Annotated in this window: 22 protein-coding genes; 13 read left to right on the forward strand and 9 right to left on the reverse strand. The window is 68.5% G+C overall.

Annotation, left to right across the window (positions count from 1 at the left end; all coding sequences use genetic code 11):
- The first annotated feature begins 1 nt into the window (after nucleotide 1).
- Genes ACG02S_RS12635 through ACG02S_RS12645 form a run of 3 tightly spaced genes read left to right on the forward strand, consistent with a single transcriptional unit; the run spans nucleotide 2 to nucleotide 2,912 of the window.
- The gene (locus tag ACG02S_RS12635; RefSeq protein WP_394471143.1) at nucleotides 2-1,021 is read left to right on the forward strand and encodes a substrate-binding domain-containing protein; all 1,020 of its coding nucleotides are present in this window, start codon (nucleotides 2-4) and stop codon (nucleotides 1,019-1,021) included.
- On the forward strand, nucleotides 1,018-2,160 hold the full coding sequence (locus ACG02S_RS12640; RefSeq protein WP_394470820.1) for a sugar ABC transporter permease: 1,143 nt from the start codon (nucleotides 1,018-1,020) through the stop codon (nucleotides 2,158-2,160). Before ACG02S_RS12635 ends, ACG02S_RS12640 begins: the two co-directional genes overlap by 4 nt.
- On the forward strand, nucleotides 2,157-2,912 hold the full coding sequence (locus ACG02S_RS12645; protein WP_394470821.1) for an ATP-binding cassette domain-containing protein: 756 nt from the start codon (nucleotides 2,157-2,159) through the stop codon (nucleotides 2,910-2,912). Before ACG02S_RS12640 ends, ACG02S_RS12645 begins: the two co-directional genes overlap by 4 nt.
- Before the next feature lie 7 nt (nucleotides 2,913-2,919).
- Here the strand turns inward: ACG02S_RS12645 and ACG02S_RS12650 are convergent, their stop codons facing one another.
- The 6 genes from ACG02S_RS12650 to ACG02S_RS12675 form a co-directional block, all read right to left on the reverse strand.
- Nucleotides 2,920-3,396 carry a DUF2269 family protein gene (locus tag ACG02S_RS12650; protein WP_394470822.1) on the reverse strand — a complete coding sequence of 159 codons (477 nt, stop codon included), beginning with the start codon at nucleotides 3,394-3,396 and terminating at the stop codon, nucleotides 2,920-2,922.
- Nucleotides 3,393-3,764 (reverse strand): DoxX-like family protein, encoded by a 372-nt coding sequence (locus tag ACG02S_RS12655; RefSeq protein ID WP_394470823.1) that lies wholly within the window; start codon nucleotides 3,762-3,764, stop codon nucleotides 3,393-3,395. Before ACG02S_RS12655 ends, ACG02S_RS12650 begins: the two co-directional genes overlap by 4 nt.
- Entirely contained in the window at nucleotides 3,761-4,591 is an 831-nt protein-coding gene (locus tag ACG02S_RS12660) for an NAD-dependent epimerase/dehydratase family protein (RefSeq protein WP_394470824.1), read from the reverse strand. The genes ACG02S_RS12655 and ACG02S_RS12660 overlap by 4 nt, the downstream gene beginning before the upstream one ends.
- A gap of 3 nt (nucleotides 4,592-4,594) precedes the next feature.
- Nucleotides 4,595-5,014 (reverse strand): hypothetical protein, encoded by a 420-nt coding sequence (locus ACG02S_RS12665; protein ID WP_394470825.1) that lies wholly within the window; start codon nucleotides 5,012-5,014, stop codon nucleotides 4,595-4,597.
- Between the two features lie 20 nt (nucleotides 5,015-5,034).
- Nucleotides 5,035-5,460, reverse strand: coding sequence for a thiol-disulfide oxidoreductase DCC family protein (locus ACG02S_RS12670; protein ID WP_394470826.1), 426 nt, complete (start codon nucleotides 5,458-5,460; stop codon nucleotides 5,035-5,037).
- A gap of 66 nt (nucleotides 5,461-5,526) precedes the next feature.
- Nucleotides 5,527-6,111 carry a GbsR/MarR family transcriptional regulator gene (locus ACG02S_RS12675; RefSeq protein ID WP_394470827.1) on the reverse strand — a complete coding sequence of 195 codons (585 nt, stop codon included), beginning with the start codon at nucleotides 6,109-6,111 and terminating at the stop codon, nucleotides 5,527-5,529.
- A 104-nt stretch (nucleotides 6,112-6,215) separates the two neighbouring features.
- On the opposite strand from ACG02S_RS12675, the gene ACG02S_RS12680 reads away from it, so the two are divergent.
- The 10 genes from ACG02S_RS12680 (at nucleotide 6,216) to ntrC (ending at nucleotide 16,387) form a co-directional block, all read left to right on the forward strand.
- Nucleotides 6,216-7,037 (forward strand): TIGR00266 family protein, encoded by an 822-nt coding sequence (locus tag ACG02S_RS12680; RefSeq protein WP_394470828.1) that lies wholly within the window; start codon nucleotides 6,216-6,218, stop codon nucleotides 7,035-7,037.
- A gap of 100 nt (nucleotides 7,038-7,137) precedes the next feature.
- Nucleotides 7,138-8,136 (forward strand): YVTN family beta-propeller repeat protein, encoded by a 999-nt coding sequence (locus tag ACG02S_RS12685; RefSeq protein WP_394470829.1) that lies wholly within the window; start codon nucleotides 7,138-7,140, stop codon nucleotides 8,134-8,136.
- Nucleotides 8,133-8,921: a polysaccharide deacetylase family protein gene (locus ACG02S_RS12690; RefSeq protein WP_394470830.1), complete on the forward strand. Its 789-nt coding sequence runs from the start codon at nucleotides 8,133-8,135 to the stop codon at nucleotides 8,919-8,921. The genes ACG02S_RS12685 and ACG02S_RS12690 overlap by 4 nt, the downstream gene beginning before the upstream one ends.
- The gene (locus ACG02S_RS12695) at nucleotides 8,921-9,928 is read left to right on the forward strand and encodes a sterol desaturase family protein (RefSeq protein ID WP_394471144.1); all 1,008 of its coding nucleotides are present in this window, start codon (nucleotides 8,921-8,923) and stop codon (nucleotides 9,926-9,928) included. Before ACG02S_RS12690 ends, ACG02S_RS12695 begins: the two co-directional genes overlap by 1 nt.
- Nucleotides 9,928-10,761 carry an EI24 domain-containing protein gene (locus ACG02S_RS12700; RefSeq protein ID WP_394470831.1) on the forward strand — a complete coding sequence of 278 codons (834 nt, stop codon included), beginning with the start codon at nucleotides 9,928-9,930 and terminating at the stop codon, nucleotides 10,759-10,761. The genes ACG02S_RS12695 and ACG02S_RS12700 overlap by 1 nt, the downstream gene beginning before the upstream one ends.
- Nucleotides 10,762-10,765: 4 nt before the next feature.
- Entirely contained in the window at nucleotides 10,766-11,557 is a 792-nt protein-coding gene (locus tag ACG02S_RS12705; protein ID WP_394470832.1) for a competence/damage-inducible protein A, read from the forward strand.
- Between the two features lie 155 nt (nucleotides 11,558-11,712).
- Complete coding sequence (gene glnA / locus ACG02S_RS12710; RefSeq protein ID WP_394470833.1) at nucleotides 11,713-13,128, forward strand: type I glutamate--ammonia ligase; 1,416 nt, start codon at nucleotides 11,713-11,715, stop codon at nucleotides 13,126-13,128.
- A gap of 132 nt (nucleotides 13,129-13,260) precedes the next feature.
- The gene (locus ACG02S_RS12715; protein WP_394470834.1) at nucleotides 13,261-13,749 is read left to right on the forward strand and encodes a hypothetical protein; all 489 of its coding nucleotides are present in this window, start codon (nucleotides 13,261-13,263) and stop codon (nucleotides 13,747-13,749) included.
- 36 nt (nucleotides 13,750-13,785) lie between these two features.
- Nucleotides 13,786-14,883 (forward strand): nitrogen regulation protein NR(II), encoded by a 1,098-nt coding sequence (gene glnL / locus ACG02S_RS12720; RefSeq protein ID WP_394470835.1) that lies wholly within the window; start codon nucleotides 13,786-13,788, stop codon nucleotides 14,881-14,883.
- Nucleotides 14,884-14,917: 34 nt separating this feature from the next.
- A complete protein-coding gene (gene ntrC / locus ACG02S_RS12725; protein ID WP_394470836.1) occupies nucleotides 14,918-16,387 on the forward strand; it encodes a nitrogen regulation protein NR(I) in 1,470 nt (489 codons plus the stop codon).
- A gap of 329 nt (nucleotides 16,388-16,716) precedes the next feature.
- Here the strand turns inward: ntrC and ACG02S_RS12730 are convergent, their stop codons facing one another.
- The 3 genes from ACG02S_RS12730 to nirD all read right to left on the reverse strand — a co-directional run bounded on the left by ACG02S_RS12730 (nucleotide 16,717) and on the right by nirD (nucleotide 19,733).
- Nucleotides 16,717-18,435 (reverse strand): bifunctional protein-serine/threonine kinase/phosphatase, encoded by a 1,719-nt coding sequence (locus ACG02S_RS12730; protein ID WP_394470837.1) that lies wholly within the window; start codon nucleotides 18,433-18,435, stop codon nucleotides 16,717-16,719.
- Nucleotides 18,432-19,247, reverse strand: coding sequence for a formate/nitrite transporter family protein (locus tag ACG02S_RS12735; RefSeq protein WP_394470838.1), 816 nt, complete (start codon nucleotides 19,245-19,247; stop codon nucleotides 18,432-18,434). Before ACG02S_RS12735 ends, ACG02S_RS12730 begins: the two co-directional genes overlap by 4 nt.
- 156 nt (nucleotides 19,248-19,403) lie before the next feature.
- On the reverse strand, nucleotides 19,404-19,733 hold the full coding sequence (nirD, locus tag ACG02S_RS12740) for a nitrite reductase small subunit NirD (protein ID WP_394470839.1): 330 nt from the start codon (nucleotides 19,731-19,733) through the stop codon (nucleotides 19,404-19,406).
- Nucleotide 19,734 lies beyond the last annotated feature (1 nt).

Consider the following 19,734-nt stretch of genomic DNA (forward strand, 5'->3'; position numbering starts at 1 on the left):
AATGCAACGGATGTGGGTGGCGGGCGCCTTGATGGCGGCCTCCTTGAATGTGCTGGCCGCCGGCCCGGTGGTGGGTGTGAGCTGGTCCAACTTCCAGGAAGAACGCTGGAAGACCGACGAGACGGCCATCAAGGCCGAGCTGGCACGCCAGGGCGCCAGTTATGTCAGCGCCGATGCCGGCGGTTCGCCCGAGAAGCAGATCGCCGACATCGAGTCGCTGCTGGCCAAGGGCGCCAAGGTGCTCATCATCCTGGCGATGGACAAGGACGCGGTGCAGCCCGCGCTGAATAAGGCCAAGGCGCGCAAGGTGCCGGTGGTGGCCTATGACCGCCTCATCGAGGCGCCGGAAGTGTTCTACCTGACCTTCGACAACCGCGAGGTGGGGCGCCTGCAGGCCCAGGCCGTGCTGGCCGCGAAACCGAAGGGCCGCTACGTGATGATCAAGGGCTCGCCCAGCGATCCGAATGCAGACTTCCTGCGCGCCGGCCAGCAGGACGCGCTCGCCGACGCGGTCAAGAAGGGGGACGTGAAGATCGTCGCCGAGGAGTACACCGACGGCTGGAAGCCGGAGGTCGCGCAGAAGAACATGGAACAGGTCCTGACGCGCCTGAAGGGCGGCGTCGACGCCGTCGTGGCCAGCAACGACGGCACGGCCGGTGGCGCTATCGCGGCGCTGGCGGGCCGCGGCATCAAGGGCGTGCCGGTCAGCGGCCAGGACGCCGACCACGCCGCGCTGAACCGCGTCGCACTGGGCACGCAGACGGTCACGGTCTGGAAGGACTCGCGTGCGCTGGGCCGCGAGGCCGCCGCGGCGGCCGTGCAGCTGGCCGCCGGCAAGAAGGTGGACGGCGCGGCACCCTGGGCGGGCGGCGAGCGCAAGGTCACTCTGCAAGCCAAGTTCCTCGCGCCGGTGGCCATCACGCAGGCCAACCTGGGTGACGTCATCAGTGCCGGCTGGGTGCCCAAGGCGGTGGTTTGCAAGGGCGTGGACGCCGCCAAAGCACCGGCGGCCTGCAAGTGAGCGCGCAAACCCAGCGGCTCGCCGTCATGGCGGCCGTGCTGGTGGCCATCGCCATCGGCTTTCACGTGCTCACCGGCAGCTTCCTCACCGCAGAGAACCTCTACAACATCGCGCAGCAGACGGCGGTAGTTGGCATCGTCGCCAGCGGCATGGCGCTGATCATCGTGGCGCGGCAGATCGACCTCGCGGTGGGCTCGTTGCTGGGCGCGGTGGGCGTGCTGATGGCCTGGCTGCAGTACACGCAGGGCTGGCCGGTCGGCGCGTCGCTGCTGGCGGGGCTGGCGTTCGCGCTGCTGATCGGGCTGTTCCAGGGCTGGCTGTCGGCGGTCGTCGGCATTCCGTCGTTCGTCGTCACGCTGGGCGGGCTGGTGTCGCTGCGCGGCGTGGCCTTCCTGGTGGCCGACGGCAAGACGCAGCCGGTCAGCGAGCCCTGGCTGCTGGCGCTGGGCGGCGGCCTGGATGGCTCGCTGGGTGAGCGCGGCAGCTGGCTGCTGGGCATCGTGCTCGTCGCCGTGCTGTGGGGCTGGCAGGTGGTGCAGCGCCGCGCGCTGGTGCGAGCAGGCGGCACGCCGGGTGACGCGAGGCATGAATGGATCAAGGGCGGCCTGGCCGTGCTGGCCGTGTTCGGCACGGTGGCCGTGTTCAACGCCTACAAGATCGAAGGCATGGAGCAGGGCCAGGGCCTGCCGCTGCCGCTGGTGATCTGGGTCGTGGTGGTGCTGGTGCTGGGCTTCGTCGCCAAGCACACCCGCTTTGGCCGCTACGTCTACGCGATCGGCGGCAATCCCGACGCCGCGCGGCTGGCCGGCATCCCGGTCAAGCGCGTGATGATCCAGCTGAACCTGCTGCTGGCGGCGCTGGTGGCGCTGGCGGCCGTCGTCGCGATGGCACGCCTGAACGCGGGCACGAACTCGATGGGCACGGGCATGGAGCTGACCGTCATCGCGGCGGCCGTCATCGGCGGCGTGAGTCTGGCCGGCGGCAGCGGCAGCGTGGGTGGCACGGTGCTGGGTGCACTGATCATCCAGAGCATCGACAGCGGCCTGCTGCTGACCGACGTCGGCATCGGCTGGCGCATGGTGGTGCTGGGCCAGGTGCTGGTCGCAGCGGTGGTGTTTGACCGGGTGGCACACAAATGAGCGCTCCTTTGCTTGAAGTCCGCGAGGCGCGCAAATCCTTCGGGGGCGTGCATGCGGTCGATGGCGTCTCCTTGAGCCTGGCGCCCGGCGAGGTGCTGGCCGTGCTGGGGCACAACGGCGCCGGCAAGTCCACGCTGATGCAGATGTTGGCCGGCGCGCTGCCGTTCGACGGCGGCGAGCTGCTGCTGAACGGCCAGCCTGTGAAGTTCGCCAGCCCGGCGGATTCGCGCGCCGCGGGCATCGAGACCATCCACCAGAAGCTGGCGCTGGCCGACAACCTCGACTCGGTCGCCAACCTGTTCCTGGGCCGCGAGCTGCGCACGCGCTTCGGGCTGCTGGACGACGCGGCCATGCGCGCCGCGGCCGTGCCGCTGTTCGCGCGGCTGAACCCGAACTTCAAGAACATCGCCGATCCGGTGATGTCGCTGTCGGGCGGGCAGCGTCAGGTGGTGGCCATCGCGCGCGCGTTGCAGTTTCAGGCGCGCGTGCTGATCATGGACGAGCCCTGCGCTGCGCTCGGCCCCAGCGAGACAGCCATGGTGCACGACCTGATCCGCCGTCTCAGCGCGGAGGGCGTGGGCATCCTGCTGGTGACGCATGACATGCCCGACGTGTTCGCGCTGTCGCACCGGCTGATGGTCATGAAGAACGGTCGGCCGGTGGGTGTCGCCCGCACGGCCGACGTGACCGAGGACGAGGTCCTGGCGATGATCATCGCGGGTAAGCCGGCCGCGGCGTGCGTGGCGGCCTGATGTGAGCTCAGCCCCACAGCGGGGGCTTGTTCACCATCAGGAAGAACACCGCCAGCATGGATGCGAACGCCGGATAGCCCAGCAGCTCCCAGCCTTGCTGCCAACGGCGGTATTGCACTGACAGCGGGCGGCCGGTGGCGACGGCCGCCGCGACGTCGCGCGCCATCTGCAACTGCAGCCACAGCACTGGCAGCCAGCAGGCGCCGGCCAGCATGTACAGCGCGAGCGACGCCGCCAGCCACGGCGTGGCCAGTGGCCAGCCGGCGGTGTGGGCCAGCCAGAAGCCGGTCAGCGGCTGCACGACGACCGCCGGCGTCGTGAACCACAGGTCGGCGCGCACCACCAGCCGCGCGACGACGGCTCGCGCTTCCAGGCTGGCGCTTCGATTGGCGAAGAACAGGTAGAACGCCGAGCCGAAGCCGGTGCCCACCAGCACCACGCTGGACACGATGTGCAGCCACTTGACCAGCAGGTAGGTGTTCATGCGCAGGTCTCCTTTCGGGCCAACAGGAGCAGCAGCGCCAGCACGGGCAGGTTCTTCAGCAGCGCGCCGAATGGGTCGAGCCACAGTGCGGGCGCGAGGGCGGTGGCCAGCACGGTCATCACGATGACACCGATGGCGGCCACGCGGCAGGCGAGGGCGCCCGGCCTCACCAGCAGCCACAGGCCGACGGCGGCGTCCCAGGCGCAGCCCAGCAGCACGATGACCAACGTAGTGCGCTCGCTGAGGCCGGTGGCGCGCTGCAGCAACGCGATGCCGGCGGCGCCGCCGTCGTGCAGGCTGGCGACCACCGTGCCCCACCACAGCAGCACCAGGCTGGCACGCGCCAGGGCCAGGTCTCGCACGGTCATGCCCAGGCTCCCTGCAGCACGCTTCGCAACGGGCGCTGCAGCGGCGAGGTGCCGGCCGGCTCCGCGCTGTCGTGCGCCAGCAGCTCCAGCGCGGTGCTGCACCAGGGGCCTAGCGCCACGACATCGCCCAGCCGTGCCGTGGCGCGGGTCAGGGCGTCGGGCACGGTGCTGATGCGTGCCGGCATGCGGCCGGCGTCTGCCCGGCGTCGCGCAATCCAGTCGGCCACCGTCGCGGGCTCGGGGCCGACGGCGATCCACGTCGATGGCGGTTGCGTGGATTCCAGCGTGGCGACGATGCCGGCCGCCAGGTCTTCGACGCGGATGGGCTGCACGCGGCAGCGCGCCACGGCTGCCGGCAGCGGCAGCCAGGGCAGGCGCGCGAGTTGGTCCAGCAGGCGGCTGCTGGTGCCGCCCGGCCCGACGACGAGGCTGGGCTTCACGATGCAGGCCCGCCCGGCCAGCGCGACCTCACCGGCCTGCTTGCTGCGGGCGTAGGCGCTGACGCCGCCGCACAGTGCGGACACGTGCACGAAGCGCTTGGCGTCACCGGTTGTGCCCGCCTTCTCGCAAGCGTCGGCCAGGGCGGCCGGTGCGCGGTGGTGCAGCAGGTCCAGCAGATCTGTCACGCCGCCCGCCTGGTCGCGCAGGCAGCCGGCCGCGTAGACGACACCCTGGACGCCGCGCAGCAGCGGTTGCCAGGCCGCGGGCCTGTCCCAGTCGGTGACGGGCCGCAGGTCGGCGCGCACCGCTTCGTGCCCGGCTGCAATCAACGCGTCGCACAGGTGGCGACCGATGAAGCCGCCGGCGCCGATGACGAGGACCTTCATGGCTCACACCCACCTGTCAGCCGCCGCGACCGTGGCGACAGGCGCGCGGGGAGGGGCCGACGCAGCGGGGGCAGCGCGGGTAGCAGAGGTCGCTGACAGCCGTGCCCGCACCGGTGCCCAGACGCGCTGCGTGATGAAGGCGATGCTCACAAAGCTGCCGGCTGCTGCCAGCCACAGCGCGCGGTGAACCGCGTCCAGCAGGCTGCCGTGGACGGCGCCGAAGGTCAGCGCCAGCACCAGCGTGCCGGCGATGGCCAGCACGTAAGCGCTGCGCACCCAGAAGTGCGCGCCGACCTTGCCCGGCAGCGGTTCCACGCACAGCGAGTCCAGCACCACCAACAGGATGGGCTGCAGATAGCCGATGGCCAGGACGGGGCCGAGGACGGCGATGAAGAGGGTGACGCAGAAGTTCAGTTCGGACATGGTGCTCTCCTTGGGTTGAGTCAGCGGGCGTGGCAGCTGCCTTGTGGCGCGCAACTGCTGGCATGCAGGCGCGCGGCCTTCAGCAGCCAGTGGGGCAGGCGGTAGCGGTGGTCGGCCAGCCAGGCGTAGGCCGGTTCCGCCAGCCGGGCCAGCAGCGGCACTGCCAGCAGCGCGGCCACGCGGTGGTGGCCCGTCGCGGCATAGGCGGCGCGCACGGCCGGCACGCCGATCAACCAGGTGCCGTCGGGCGCCTGCACATGCAACCGGGCCATCAGCGCGGCCTGGGTCACGCCCAGCGCCGCCGCGTCGAAGTCGGGCCGCGAGATGTCCACGAAGCGCAGCAGGCCAGTGTCGTTGTTCCGCATCAGCACGCCCATCTCGCTGCGGCACAGCGGGCAGACGCCGTCGTAGTACACGGTGTGGATTTGCGCGGGACTGGTTGTCATGGCTGTAATTTCTGTCAAAAGTGAAATTGACGGACAAAAAAAGGGCGGCGATGTGCGCCGCCATGGCTATCCCATTGGTGGCATGGGCGGCGTCACCGGGAACACGCTGGGCGCCTCTGCGGTCGCGTCCGCCGGCCGCACGAAGCGCTGCACCTGCGCGCCCAGCCGCAGGATCTTCTCCAGCGTGGCCGGGGAGAGGCGCAGCATCTCGTCGCTCCAGCTGCCCAGCGTCTGCATCAATTCGAGCGTGCTGCGCAGGCGGTCCTGCATCGCGGGCGACTCGTGCTGCAGCGAGGGGTCGGCCGACAACTCGCGCAGCAGGGCCACGGTGGGATCGAATTCGCGCTCCTTGCGCTCGCGCACGATGGTGCGGAACAACTCCCACACGTCGCCGGACGTCTCGTAGTAGTCGCGCCGGTCGCCCAGCACATGGGTCACGCGGATCAGCCGCCAGTTCAGCAGCTCCTTCAGGCTGTTGCTGATGTTGGAACGTGCCAGCGCCAGCGTGTCGGCGATGTCCTCGGCGTGCAGCGGCTGGCCGTGCACGTACAGCAGCGCGTGGATCTGCGCGACGCTGCGGTTGACGCCCCAGTTGGAGCCCATCTCTCCCCAGTGAACGACGAAACGGCGGCTGATGTCGGTGAGTTCCATGGCTTGCAGCGTATCTCGCCTGAAATTTCTGTCAATAGAGAAATTTGAGCCGTTGCCGCGCCGCATCGCTATCATGCGGCGCGTTTTTTCTCAGGAGAGCCGCCATGGCCATGGATGTAGTCGATTACGAGATCAAGGGTGCCGAGATGCAGTTCGTCGAGGTCGAACTGGACCCCGGCGAAGCGGCCATCGGCGAGGCCGGTTCCATGATGTTCATGGACGCGAGCATCGCGATGGACACGGTGTTTGGCGACGGCTCGGCCAGCCAGGGCGGCGGCTTCTTCGGCAAGCTGCTGGGCGCCGGCAAGCGGCTGGTCACCGGCGAGTCGCTGTTCACGACCGTCTACACGAACAACGGCCACGGCAAGCAGCGCGTGGCGTTTGCGGCGCCTTACCCGGGCAAGATTCTGCCGATGGACCTCCGCCAGCTGGGCGGCACGCTGATCTGCCAGAAGGACGCCTTCCTGTGCGCCGCGCGCGGCGTGTCGCTGGGCATTGCGCTGCAGCAGAAGCTGTCGACCGGCTTCTTCGGCGGCGAGGGCTTCATCATGCAGAAGCTCGAAGGCGACGGCCTGGCCTTCGTGCATGCCGGCGGCACCGTCGTGCGGCGCACGCTGCAGCCGGGCCAGACGGTGTTCGTCGATACCGGCTGCGTGGTGGCCTACACGCCCAACGTGAACTTCGAGATCCAGTACGTCGGCAAGATCAAGACGGCGCTGTTCGGCGGCGAGGGCCTGTTCCTGGCCAAGATGACCGGTCCCGGCGAGGTCTGGCTGCAGAGCCTGCCGTTCTCGCGCCTGGCCTCGCGCATCTTCGCGGCGGCACCCCAGACTGGCGGCGGCGGTCGTGAGGAAGGGTCCCTGCTCGGTGGGTTCGCCGGCGCGGGCATCCTGGGCGGCATCCTGGGCGGCGACAGGGACAGCTGAGCGCTGGCCGGTTGATCTGGGACAGCGCGCCGTCAGACCCCCCCGGGTAAACTCTGCGTCGCAGGGCGGCGAGGTGCCGCCCTTTCCTTTGGAGAGCCGGATGTTGCGCAGTTGGGCGGTGGCCTTGGCCTTGGTGGCGACGACTTTCGGTGCCCACGCCCAGCAGGTCTCTCAACCCCGGCCGCCGGTGTTCGTGTTGAACTCGTTGAGCGCCGACATCGCCGTCGTCGACCCCGTCAGCTTCACGGTCGTCAAGCGCATCCCGACGGGCAAGGAGCCGCACCACCTCTACCTGTCGCCGGACGAGAAGTCGCTGATCGTCGCCAACGCGCTGGGGGATTCGCTGACCTTCGTGGACCCGCGCACGGCCGAGGTCCAGCGCGTGGTGCGCGGCGTGCCCGACCCCTACCACCTGCGTTTCTCTCCGGACATGAAGTGGCTCGTCATCGCCGCCAACCGGCTGGACCACGTGGACCTGTATCGCTGGCAGGGCAGCACGGCGGCCGAACCGCTGCAGCTGGTCAAGCGCATCCGCGCGCCCAAGACGCCGAGCCACCTGAACATCGACACGCGCAGCACCACGGTCTACGTCAGCCTGCAGGACAGCGACGAGCTGCTGGCCATCGACCTCGCCACGCAGGCGATCAAGTGGAAGACGCCGGTCGGCAAGATGCCGGCCGACATCTACCTGACGCCCGATGACAAGCACCTGCTGGTCGGCCTGACGGGTGACAAGTTTGTCGAGGTGTGGGACGTCAGCGGCAGCGAGCCCAAGCTCAGCCGGCGCATCGCGACCGGTGCCGGGGCGCATTCCTTCCGCGCCTGGGGTGACAAGCGCCACGTGCTGGTCTCCAACCGCGCCGCCAACACCATCAGCAAGATCGACATCATCAGCTTCGCCGTCGTGGACCAGTACCCCGCGCCCGCCGGCCCCGACGACATGGAGTTGCTGACCGACGGTCGCACGCTGCTGGTCACGTCGCGCTGGGCGGGCAAGGTCACGCAGATCGACACGGCCACGCGCAAGATCGTGCGCCAGGTCAAGGTGGGCAAGTCGCCGCACGGCATCTGGACGCTGGACCACCAGCCGCGGCTGTGAAAGCCTTCGCCCTGCTGTTTGCTGCGGGTGTGGCAGCGGCTCAGCCGGCTTGCGACAAGCCGGTCTACCTGACCTTCGACACCGGCCACATGGGCGTGGCGCCGCTCATCGCCGAGACGCTTCAGCGCCACAACGCCAAGGCGACGTTCTTCCTGGCCAGCGAACCCACCCAGACCGGTGGCACGACGCTGGACGAGACCTGGGCGCCGTGGTGGCGCGCCCGCGTGGCCGAGGGCCATGACTTCGGTTCGCACACCTGGGCGCACGACATCTGGATTGCCGACCTGCCGGATGCCGACGGCCGTGTCACGCGTTTTCGCTTTCGCACGCAGGCGGGCATCCAGCCCGGCGTCGTCCGCGAGCTCAGCGCCGAGCAGTACTGTGCCAGCCTGAAACAGGTCGGCGAGCGCTTCCAGGCCATGACCGGGAAGCCGCTGGCGCCCATCTTCCGCGCGCCTGCCGGCCGCACATCGCCGGCGCTGCTGAAGGCCGCCCAGGCCTGCGGCTTCACGCACGTGGGCTGGGCGCGGGCAGGCTTCCTGGGCGATGAGCTGTCCAGCCAGGCGCACCCCAACGCGCAGCTGCTGACCAAGGCGCTGCGCGACATCCAGCCGGGTGACATCTTGCTGGCCCACCTGGGCATCTGGGACCGCCAGGACCCCTGGGCGCCGGCGGTGCTGGAGCCGCTGCTGAGCGGGCTCGCGCAGCGCGGTCTATGCTTCGCGCCGCTGCGCGAACATCCGCGCTACGCCCCGCTGTTCGCGCCCCCGTCCAAGAAGCCGTGATCGACTGGATTTCCAACACCTTCGACAGCCTGCAGCTCGCGCTGTACGAGGGCGTCGTGCAGCCGCTGGTGTTCGGGCTGGGCTTTGGCAACCTGCTGGAGGACGCCTTCGACGCTACCGGCTGGCTGCTGCTGGGCCTGGTGCAGATCGCGGTCATGCTGCTGGGAATCCGGCTGCTGGAGCGCCGCTGGCCCGTGGAGCCGCTGACGGACCGCGCGGCCGTGCGGGTGGACGTGGTCTACACGCTCATTCACCGGCTGGGCCTGGTGCGCCTGCTGATGTTTTTCAGCATCCAGCCACTGTGGGACTGGGGGGCCAGCGAACTGCGCCTGGCCGGCCTGCCGGTCTGGCAGCTGGACGGCGTCTGGCCCGGTGTGACCGATATCGCCTGGGTCAGCCTGCTGCTGTATCTCGTCGTGTTCGACTTCGTCGGCTATTGGCTGCACCGCTGGCAGCACGGATGGAACTGGTGGTGGGCGTTGCACAGCCTGCACCACAGCCAGCGCCAGATGACGATGTGGAGCGACAACCGCAACCACCTGCTGGACGACGTCATCAATGCCACCGCTTTCGCGCTGCTGGCGCGCCTGATCGGGGTGGAGCCGGGTCAGTTCGTCGCCATCGTCGTCATCACGCAACTGCACGAGAGCCTGCAGCATGCCAACGCGCGGGTCAGCTTCGGCGCCTGGGGCGAGCGGCTGCTGGTCAGCCCGCGCTTTCACCGTAGGCACCACAGCATCGGCATCGGCCACGAGAGCGCGGGCCGCGGCACGCTGGGTGGCCACAACTTCGGCGTGCTGCTGCCGGTCTGGGATCTGCTGTTTGGCACCGCCAATTTCGAGAACCGTTTCGACGCCACCGGCGTGCGCGACCAGCTGCCCGACGAGGGCGGGCGCGACTACGGCCGCGGCTTCTGGCGCCAGCAATGGCTCGGGCTGCTGCGGCTGGGTGCCGCGCTGCGCCCGGGCGCCCGCCCGACTGCCCTGCGCAAGGCCAGCGACCCCTGATGCAAAGCCTCATCGATTCCTTCTGGCGCGCCGCCGCCTACTGCCTGCACGCCCGCGTCATCGGCCTGTCGCTGCTGCCGCTCGTCGTCTGCGGGGCGCTGGTGTTCGGCTTCATGTTCTTCTTCTGGGAGTCCGCCATCGCCGGGGTGCGCGCCACGATGGAGAGCTGGCTGCTGATCGAGAGCGCGCTGCGCTGGCTCGACAGCATGGGCCTGCAGTCGCTGCGCACGGGGCTGGCCGCCATCGTCGTGCTGGCCGGCCTGCTGCCCGTCGTCATCGTGCTGAGCCTGCTGCTGGTGGCGCTGTGCATGACGCCCGCCATCGTGCGGCTGGTGGCCGAGCGGCGCTTCCCGCTGCTGGTGAAGAAGCGTGGCGGGACGCTGCTGCAGAGCGTGGCCGCCGCGCTGGGCGCCACCTTGCTGGCCCTGGTGCTCATCGTGCTGTCCATGCCGCTGTGGCTGGTACCGCCGCTGGTGATGGTGCTGCCGCCGCTGATCTGGGGCTGGCTGACCTACCGCGTGTTCGGCTTCGACGTGCTGGCGGAGCACGCGTCCGCCGACGAGCGTCGCGCGCTGCTGAAGGCGCACCGCCTGCCGCTGCTCGCCATGGGCGTCGTGTGCGGCTACCTGGGCGCGGTGCCCTCGCTGATCTGGGCGATCGCGGGCATCTCCGCCATCATTTTCGCGCCCTTCGTCGTGCTGCTGGCCATCTGGCTGTACACGCTGGTGTTCGCGTTCTCCACGGCCTGGTTCACGCATTACGCGCTGGCCGCGCTGCAGGCGCAGCGTGCGGCCGATCCGGTCGTCATCTCCGAAGTGCTGCCCGAGGCCTGATGCCATGCAAGTGGGACTGCTGATCATTGGCGACGAGATCCTGTCCGGCAAGCGCCGCGACTCGCACCTCGCGAAGTTCATCGAGCTGCTGGGCGAGCGCGGCATGCAGCTGGCCTGGGCCCAGTATCTGGGCGACGACCGCGAGCTGCTGACCGCGCGGCTGCGCGAGGCCTTCGCCAGCGGCGACCTGGTCGTCAGTTGCGGCGGCATCGGCGCGACGCCCGACGACCACACGCGCCAGTCCGCCGCTGCCGCGCTGGGCCGGCCGCTGGCGCTGCACCCCGAGGCGCGCGAGCGGATCTGGCAGCGGGTGCAGCAGACGGCGGCCGAGCAGGGCACGACGGCCGACCCCGGCCACCCCGACACGCTGCGGCGCTTCGAGATGGGCGTCTTCCCGGAGGACGCGGGCATCGTGCCCAACCCGTACAACAACATCCCCGGCTTCTTCGTTGGCGACGTCTACTTCGTGCCCGGCTTCCCGGTCATGGCGCACCCGATGATGGCCTGGGTGCTGGACCGCTACCCACAACTGCACCGCGAAGTCGGCGTCGTCGAGCGCTCGCTGATCGTGCAGGGTGCAATGGAGGCCAGCCTGACGCCGCTGATGGAAGCCATCGAGACGGAGTTCCCCGGCATCAAGGTCTTCAGCCTGCCGAGCGTCGACCACCCGCAATGGGGCCGCTGCATCGAACTGGGCGTGAAGGGCGATGCCGAGCGGCTCGACCCCGCCTACGACGCCCTGAAACGGGGCGCAATCCAGTTTGGTGCGCACATCAGCACTGAACTGGTGCGTTGATGACCATGCCTTCACAGGCGCCGTCTCATAATGCCCGCCGGTGCAGGGCGCAACCCATGTCGGTGCATCTGGCATGCAACCTGCTAAGAATTCTCTCGTGGCTGCCGGCGTCGGCAGCAGCATCCCACCCCTGTCCGATCCGCTAGGAGCTATTGATGGCCAAGACCGTCGCCGATGTGATGAACATCGTCAAGGAGAACGAAGTCAAGTTTGTCGACTTCCGCTTCACCGACACCCGTGGCAAGGAGCAGCACGTCACCGTGCCGGTCTCCCATTTCGATGAAGACAAGTTCACGTCGGGTCACGCCTTCGACGGTTCCTCCATCGCCGGCTGGAAGGGCATTGAAGCCTCCGACATGCTGCTGATGCCGGACCCGAACACGGCCAACATCGACCCGTTCTTCGAAGAGCCGACGCTGATCCTCTCGTGCGACGTCATCGACCCGACCGACGGAAAGGCCTATGAGCGCGACCCGCGTTCGCTGGCCAAGCGCGCCGAGGCTTATTTGAAGTCCTCCGGTCTGGGTGATACCGCCTACTTCGGCCCGGAACCCGAATTCTTCGTGTTCGACAGCGTGCGCTGGGGCAACGAGATGTCGGGTTCGTTCTTCAAGATCGAGTCTGAAGAAGGCGCCTGGAACTCCTCCAAGGAGTACGAGCACGGCAACAGCGGCTACCGTCCCACCGTCAAGGGCGGCTACTTCCCCGTGCCCCCGGTCGACAGCGGCCAGGACATGCGCTCGGAGATGTGCCTGATCCTCGAACAGATGGGCATCCCCGTCGAAGTTCACCACCACGAAGTGGCGAACGCCGGCCAGATGGAAATCGGCACGAAGTTCAGCTCGCTGGTCGAGCGCGCCGACTGGACGCAGCTGCAGAAGTACATCGTCGCCAACGTCGCCCATGCCTACGGCAAGACCGCGACCTTCATGCCCAAGCCGCTGGTCGGCGATAACGGCTCCGGCATGCACGTTCACCAGTCCGTCTGGAAGGACGGCAAGAACCTGTTTGCCGGTGATGGCTACGCCGGCCTGAGCGACTTCGCGCTGTACTACATCGGCGGCATCATCAAGCATGCCCGCGCGCTGAACGCGATCACCAATCCCGGCACCAACAGCTACAAGCGCCTGGTCCCCGGCTTCGAAGCCCCGGTCAAGCTGGCCTACTCGGCCAAGAACCGCTCGGCCTCGATCCGCATTCCTTACGTTGCGAACCCCAAGGGCCGCCGCGTCGAGGCGCGCTTCCCGGATCCGTCCGCCAACCCGTACCTGTGCTTCGCCGCGCTGCTGATGGCCGGCCTGGACGGCGTGGAAAACAAGATCCATCCGGGCGAAGCCGCCACGAAGGATCTGTACCACCTGCCGCCGGAAGAAGACGCGAAGATCCCGACCGTCTGCCACAGCCTGGACCAGGCGCTGGACTACCTGGACAAGGACCGCGCGTTCCTGACCAAGGGCGGCGTGTTCACCGACAGCTACATCGACGCCTACATCGAGCTGAAGATGCAGGAAGTGACCCGCTTCCGCATGGCGACCCACCCGGTCGAGTTCGACATGTACTACGCGCTGTGATGGTCAGCGGCAGCAAGCCTGCTGCCGCCCTGGGCAAGGGCCGCAGCTTCATCGCTGCCTTTGCCATCCCCAGCGAAGGGGGCCGCTGCTGCGGCCCCTTTTTCATTGGCCCGCGTGAGCCACAATGCCGCCATGCTGAACCGACTGCTGGCCCCGCTGCTCGTCGCTGCAAGCCTGGGCGCCCAGGCCCAGGGCACGGTCTACCGCTGCCCTGGCCCGCCGGTGCTCTACACGGACGCGCTGTCTGCCAAGGAAGCGATAGACAAGGGCTGCCGCACGATCGAGGGATCGCCCATCACCGTCGTGCAGGCCCCGCGGCCACGCGCTGCCGCCGCGCCAGCCACCGAGGGTGCGCGAGGTGCTGACAGCCGCGTCGATGCCGGCCAGCAGCGCGTGCGTGACGACGAGCGCCGCCGCGTGCTGCAGGCCGAGCTGCGCCAGGCCGAGGACCGCCTCGCCAGTGCGCAGAAGGAATTCAACAACGGCCAGGGCGAGCGCCGCGGCGACGAGCGCAACTACCAGAAGTATCTGGACCGCATGGCCGAGCTCAAGGACAGCATCGCGCGCTACGAAGCCGACGTGCAGGCCCTCAAGCGCGAGATCAACAAACTCCCCTCCTGAAGCGCCTGGCGCCATGGGGGACCGACCCCATGCGCCATGACTGAAACGCCTCTGCTGCCGGCCGAGTTCGCCGGCCTCGACCTGCTGGCCACGATGGTCATCGTCGTCCGCGCCGACGGCGAATGCCTGTTTGCCAACACGGCCTTCGAGAACACCATGCGGCTGTCTCGCCGTACCGTGCAGAAGGCCCAGCTGCCCGACTGGCTCGACGAACCGCAGCGCCTCACCGAGACGCTGGCCGGCGTGGCCGCCAACCAGTACTCCAGCAGCCGCTTCGATGCGCTGCTGCGCCGCGGCGCCTGGGCCCACGAAGACGGCCTGCCGGTGCATGTCATCGTGTCGCAGATGGATGTCGGCGACGACGGCGAGGCTCGCGTGCTGGTCGAGCTGATCGAGATCTCGCAGCAGGCGCGCCAGGACCGCGACGAACGCACGCTGGATCAGGTGCAGGCCACCAAGGAGCTCACGCGCAACCTCGCGCATGAGATCAAGAACCCGCTGGGCGGCATCCGCGGCGCCGCGCAGCTGCTGGCCATGGAGTTCCAGGACAGCAACCCCGAACTGAACGAGTACACCCAGGTCATCGTGCACGAGGTGGACCGCCTGCAGAGCCTGGTGGACCGGCTGCTGGCGCCGCACCGCAAGGCCCAGGTGGTCGGTGACGTCAATATCCACGAGATCTGCGAGCGCGTGCGTTCACTGGTGCTGATCGAGTATCCGCGCGGCCTCAGCATCACACGGGACTACGACACCTCGCTGCCTGACTTCCGCGGCGACCGCGAGCAGCTGATCCAGATGCTGTTGAACATCGTCCAGAACGCCGCCCAGGTGCTGGGTTCACGCATCGCCACCGGCGACGCGCAGATCGTGTTGCGCACGCGTGTCGCCCGGCAGGTCACCGTCGGCAAGCAGCGCTGGCGCTTGGCATTGGAATTGCATGTTGAGGACAACGGTCCAGGCGTTCCCGCCGAGATCCGGGACCGCATCTTCTTTCCGCTGGTATCGGGGCGAGAAGGCGGCTCCGGCCTCGGACTCACGCTGGCGCAGACGATCGCCCAACAACATCAAGGGATGATCGATTGCGAGAGCGAGCCCGGCCTGACCAATTTCAGAATCACATTGCCGCTGCCCTGAACTCACGAGGCCAGGGGCGCGTCAGAGGAAACGCATGAAATCCATCTGGGTTGTAGACGACGACCACTCGATCCGCTTTGTGCTCGAGAAGGCCCTGGCACGCGAGGGACTGCCGGTCCGCGCATTCAGCAATGCACGCGACATGCTCGCTGCGCTGGAAGACGATTCACCGCAGGTGCTCGTCTCCGACATCCGCATGCCGGGCGGGTCCGGTCTTGAGCTGCTCGCCAAGGTCAAGGCGCGGCTGCCGGCGCTGCCCGTCATCATCATGACGGCCTACTCCGACCTGGACAGCGCCGTGTCCGCCTTCCAGGGCGGCGCATTCGAGTACCTGCCCAAGCCCTTCGACCTGCCGCGCGCCGTGGAGTTGATCCGCCGCGCGCAGGAAGAAAGCCAACGCGAGGCCGGCGAACAGGAAGCCGCTGCGCAGGTGCCTGAGATGCTGGGCCAGGCCCCGGCAATGCAGGACGTGTTCCGTGCGATTGGCCGGTTATCGCAGAGCAACGTCACCGTGATGATCACGGGCGAGAGCGGCTCCGGCAAGGAGCTCGTCGCCCGCGCGCTGCACAAGCACAGCCCGCGTGGCGAAGGCCCGTTCGTGGCGATCAACACCGCGGCCATCCCGAAGGACTTGCTGGAGAGCGAACTGTTCGGCCACGAGCGCGGCGCCTTCACCGGCGCGCAGGCGTCGCGGCGCGGCCGCTTCGAGCAGGCCGACGGCGGCACGCTATTCCTGGACGAAATTGGCGACATGCCCTTCGAGCTGCAGACGCGGCTGTTGCGTGTGCTGTCCGACGGCCAGTTCTACCGCGTCGGCGGCCACAGCCCGATGCGCAGCAACGTGCGCGTCATCGCGGCCACCCATCAGAACCTGGAAGAGCGCGTGCGCCAGGGCGTGTTCCGCGAGGACTTGTTCCACCGCCTCAACGTCATCCGCCTGCGCCTGCCGCCGCTGCGCGAACGCAAGGAAGACGTGCCTGCGCTGGCCCGTCACTTCCTGCAGCGCAGCGCGACCGAACTGGGCGTGGAGGCCAAGCGCCTGTCTGACGCTGCGCTGGCCGTGCTGACCAACTTCGAGTTCCCCGGCAACGTGCGGCAACTGGAGAACATCTGCCACTGGCTCAGCGTGATGGCGCCCAGCCAGGTCGTCGAGCCCAAGGACCTGCCGGACGACATGCAGCCCGGCTACGTGGCGTCGACACCTGCTGTCGCTTCGGCCGCGCAGGCGGTGGCAGGCGTAGCTGCCGCGCCTCAACCTGCGGCCGCGCCGGCCAGCACCAGCAGTGGCGAAGGCTGGCTGGCCGACATGGCCGCCGACGCCCGCGCCCGCCTGATCGCCGGCGAGCCCGACGTGTGGGATGCGCTGACCAAGCGCTTCGAGGCCCAGCTGATCCTGACCGCGCTGGACATCACCCGCGGCCGCCGCATCGAAGCCGCGCAGAAGCTCGGCATCGGGCGGAACACGATCACGCGGAAGATTCAGGAGTTGGGGCTGGATGTTTGAGGTCCGCGCCAAGCCGCATGCCGTAGCTTGGGTGAGCACGGCGAAGACCAACATCGTGGCGGCGCATCGATTCAGGTGATACGCCCCATCGCGGAAGGCGTGTGGGTTCACTACGTTCACCCCAATCTGCGGGCTGGCGATACCCTTTGTCCCCCAGGACTCTCTCGCAAAGGCTGGCACAGAGATAGGGGGCAGGTCAGCGCGTCGAGCCATTCGACGAACTCTTCGGTTTGGCGGACGGTGAACATGCGTTGAATGCATCTACATGGATACCAAAGTCAAGCTCAAAGTCTGTCAGCTTGAGTGTCGGTGTCGCTGCGGGCCGTCGTTCAACGACCGCTGACACGCAGTCCCAGAAGCACCACCGTCGCCACTCCAAACACCACCGTCAGCCCCCGCCAGAACAGGAGCGGATGCCGCTCCTGCAACGGCGTCCGGTCCCGCTTCATGAACTCCGGCCCGGGTACGTAGAGGTCGTGCATGAACTCCGACAGCGCCTGCTGCCGCCGCGCGGCCTGAGGCTGCAGCGCCTTCTTCAGCACGCGGTCCAGCCACTCCGGCAGATCCGGCCTGCGTGCCCGCAGCGGCACGTACTGCAGTTGGTGCAGATCGCGCTCGCCGCGCACTTGCGGCACCTGCAGGCCGTAGGGCAGGGCGCCGGTCAGCATTTGGTAGGTCAGCACGGCCAGCGAGAACAGTTCGGACACGGGTGAGCCGCCCGCGCCGGTGAAGTACTCCGGCGCGGTGTACTGCAGCGTGCCCGCCAGCTCCAGCGGGCGGGCGTCACCGTGGCCCTCGCTCAGGCCCGCGACGTGGGCGGATGCGAGGTCGATGAGGACGACCGTGCCCTGTCGGCTGATCATCACGTTCTCGGGCCGCAGATCCTGATGCAGCATCTCCTTGCGATGCAGTGCCTGCAGCCCGCGGGCGATCTGTTCGACGATCTGGCGCACCTCGTCAAGCGAAGGAGCAGGGTGGTCGGTCATCCACTGCGCGAGCGTCTGGCCGGGGACGTATTCCATCGCCGTGAACAGGAACTCACGCCGCCGCTCGGCCGGCGCGGCCTTGATGACGTGCGGGCTGTCGACGCGACGCGCCACCCATTCCTCCGACGTGAAGCGGTCCAGCTCGCGGGCGTTGCCGGCCAGTTCGGCGGAGGGCAGCTTCAGCACCCATTCGCGCGCCTGCGCATTTACGGCCAACACGACCTGGCTGCGCGGGCCGGTGAACAGCTCGCGCACGACGCGGTAGCCCTCGAATTCCTGCCGGGGCGACAGGCGCGGCGGCAGGCGCAGGTCGTCGCGGTTGAGCAGCGGCGCGATGGCGCGCGGCAGGGACTCGACGCGCGCCAGCATGACGGTGACGTTGTCCTCGCTGCCGCGCGCCAGCGCCGTGGATACGAGCGCTTGCGCGGCAGCCTGCAGGTCGGTGCCGTGCTGCGTGAGTGTGGCCTGCACGGTGGTCGCGTCCAGGTGCTCGTAGGCGCCATCGCTGGCCAGCAAGAAGGTCTCGCCGACCTCTACCGGTAGGCAGGCGTGGTCGATCTCCACATGGGGGCTCACGCCCAGGGCGCGACCCAGGTAGGTCTGGCCGTCCACGCGCACGCGGTGGTCCTGGCTCAGCTGCTCCAGCGCGTTGGCGTGCACGCGGTAGACGCGTGTGTCGCCCACGTGCAGCAGGTGCACCTCGCGGCCCTTGAACACCAGCGCGCTGAACGTGCAGACGTGGCCGCGGTCGGCATTGAAGCGGCCGTCGCCGCGCTGGCTCTGCGCATGCAGCCAGCCGTTGGTGGCGGCCAGCACGCAATGCGCGGCACGGCGCACGGTCCAGGACTCGGCGGTGCCGTAGTAGTCCTCCAGGAAGCCGCGCACTGCAGCTGCGCTGGCGATCTGACTGACCGCGCTGGTGCTGATGCCGTCGGCGATGGCCAGTGCGATGCCGCGCGAGCGGCGTTGCGCGTCGGTGGGCTGCGCGACGCCGTGGAAGTCCTGGTTCAGCGGCTTGCGCCCGGCTTCCGAGTGCTGGCCGATGGCCAGCCTCAGGGTCACTTGACCAGCACCCGCTTCGGGGCGGTCTTGTAGTGGGTCGAATACAGCGTCAGGCCCACGAACGTCAGCCCGCCCACGAGGTTGCCGATGACGGTGGGAATCTCGTTCCAGATCAGGTAGTCCATGATCGTGAAGTTGCCGCCCAGCATCAGGCCCGACGGGAACAAGAACATGTTGACGATGCTGTGCTCGAAGCCCATGTAGAAGAACACCATGATGGGCATCCACATGCCGATGGCCTTGCCCGAGACGGACGTGGACATCATGGCCGCGACGACGCCGGTGGACACCATCCAGTTGCACAGCACGCCGCGCACGAACAGCGTCAGCATGCCGGCGGCGCCGTGGGCCGCGTAGCCCACCGTGCGGCCTTCGCCGATGTGGCCGATCTTCTGGCCCACCGCATTGGGCCCCTCGCTGAAGCCGAACGTGAAGATGATGGCCATCAGCAGCGCCACCGTGATGGCGCCGGCGAAGTTGCCGATGAACACCAGCGTCCAGTTGCGAAACACGCCGCCCCAGGTCGCGCCGGGGCGCTTGTCCAGCACGGCCAGCGGCACCAGCGTGAACACGCCGGTCAGCAAATCGAACCCCATCAGGTACAGCAGGATGAAGCCCACCGGGAACAGTACCGCGCCCAGCAGCGGGTTGCCGGTGTTGACGGTGACGGTCACCGCGAAGGCCGCCGCCAGTGACAGGATGGCGCCGGCCATGAAGGCGCGGATCAGCGTGTCGCGGGTGGACATCAGCAGCTTGGATTCACCGGCGTCCACCATCTTGGTGACGAACTCGGTAGGAACAACGTAGGCCATGGTGTGTCTCGTGTTGAGAGAGAAGAGGGCAAAGGTCTCGCGTAAAGCACAGACGCCCCAGCCGGTCGGGCTCGGGGCGTCAGTGGTTCGTCGTGATGGCGGGTGGCGTCGTTGCCACCGGGTGCCGGGCCGCCTCGTGGCCGGCCGGGATGGGTTTCAGGCCAGCGCGACGAGCACGCGGCCGCTCTGCACCTGCACGGCATGGGCGCGCACCGATTGCTCGGGCGCTTCCAGGCACTCGCCGGTGCTGAGGTCGAAGTGGTTCTTGTAGAGCGGCGACGCTACGACCACGCGCTCGCCCAGGTTGCCGATCAGGCCGCGCGACAGCACGCTGGCGCCGGAGCGCGGGTCGATGTTGTCGATGGCGTGGAAGCGGTCGGCGCCGACGCGGAACACGGCGACGTGGCGGCCGTCCACCCGCGCGGCGACACCGGTGTTTGGAAGGATTTCGTCCACGCTGCAGACGGGGGTGAAGTTCTGGCTCATG

This window comes from Pelomonas dachongensis, assembly GCF_043555865.1.
Lineage (GTDB): Bacteria > Pseudomonadota > Gammaproteobacteria > Burkholderiales > Burkholderiaceae_C > Pelomonas > Pelomonas dachongensis.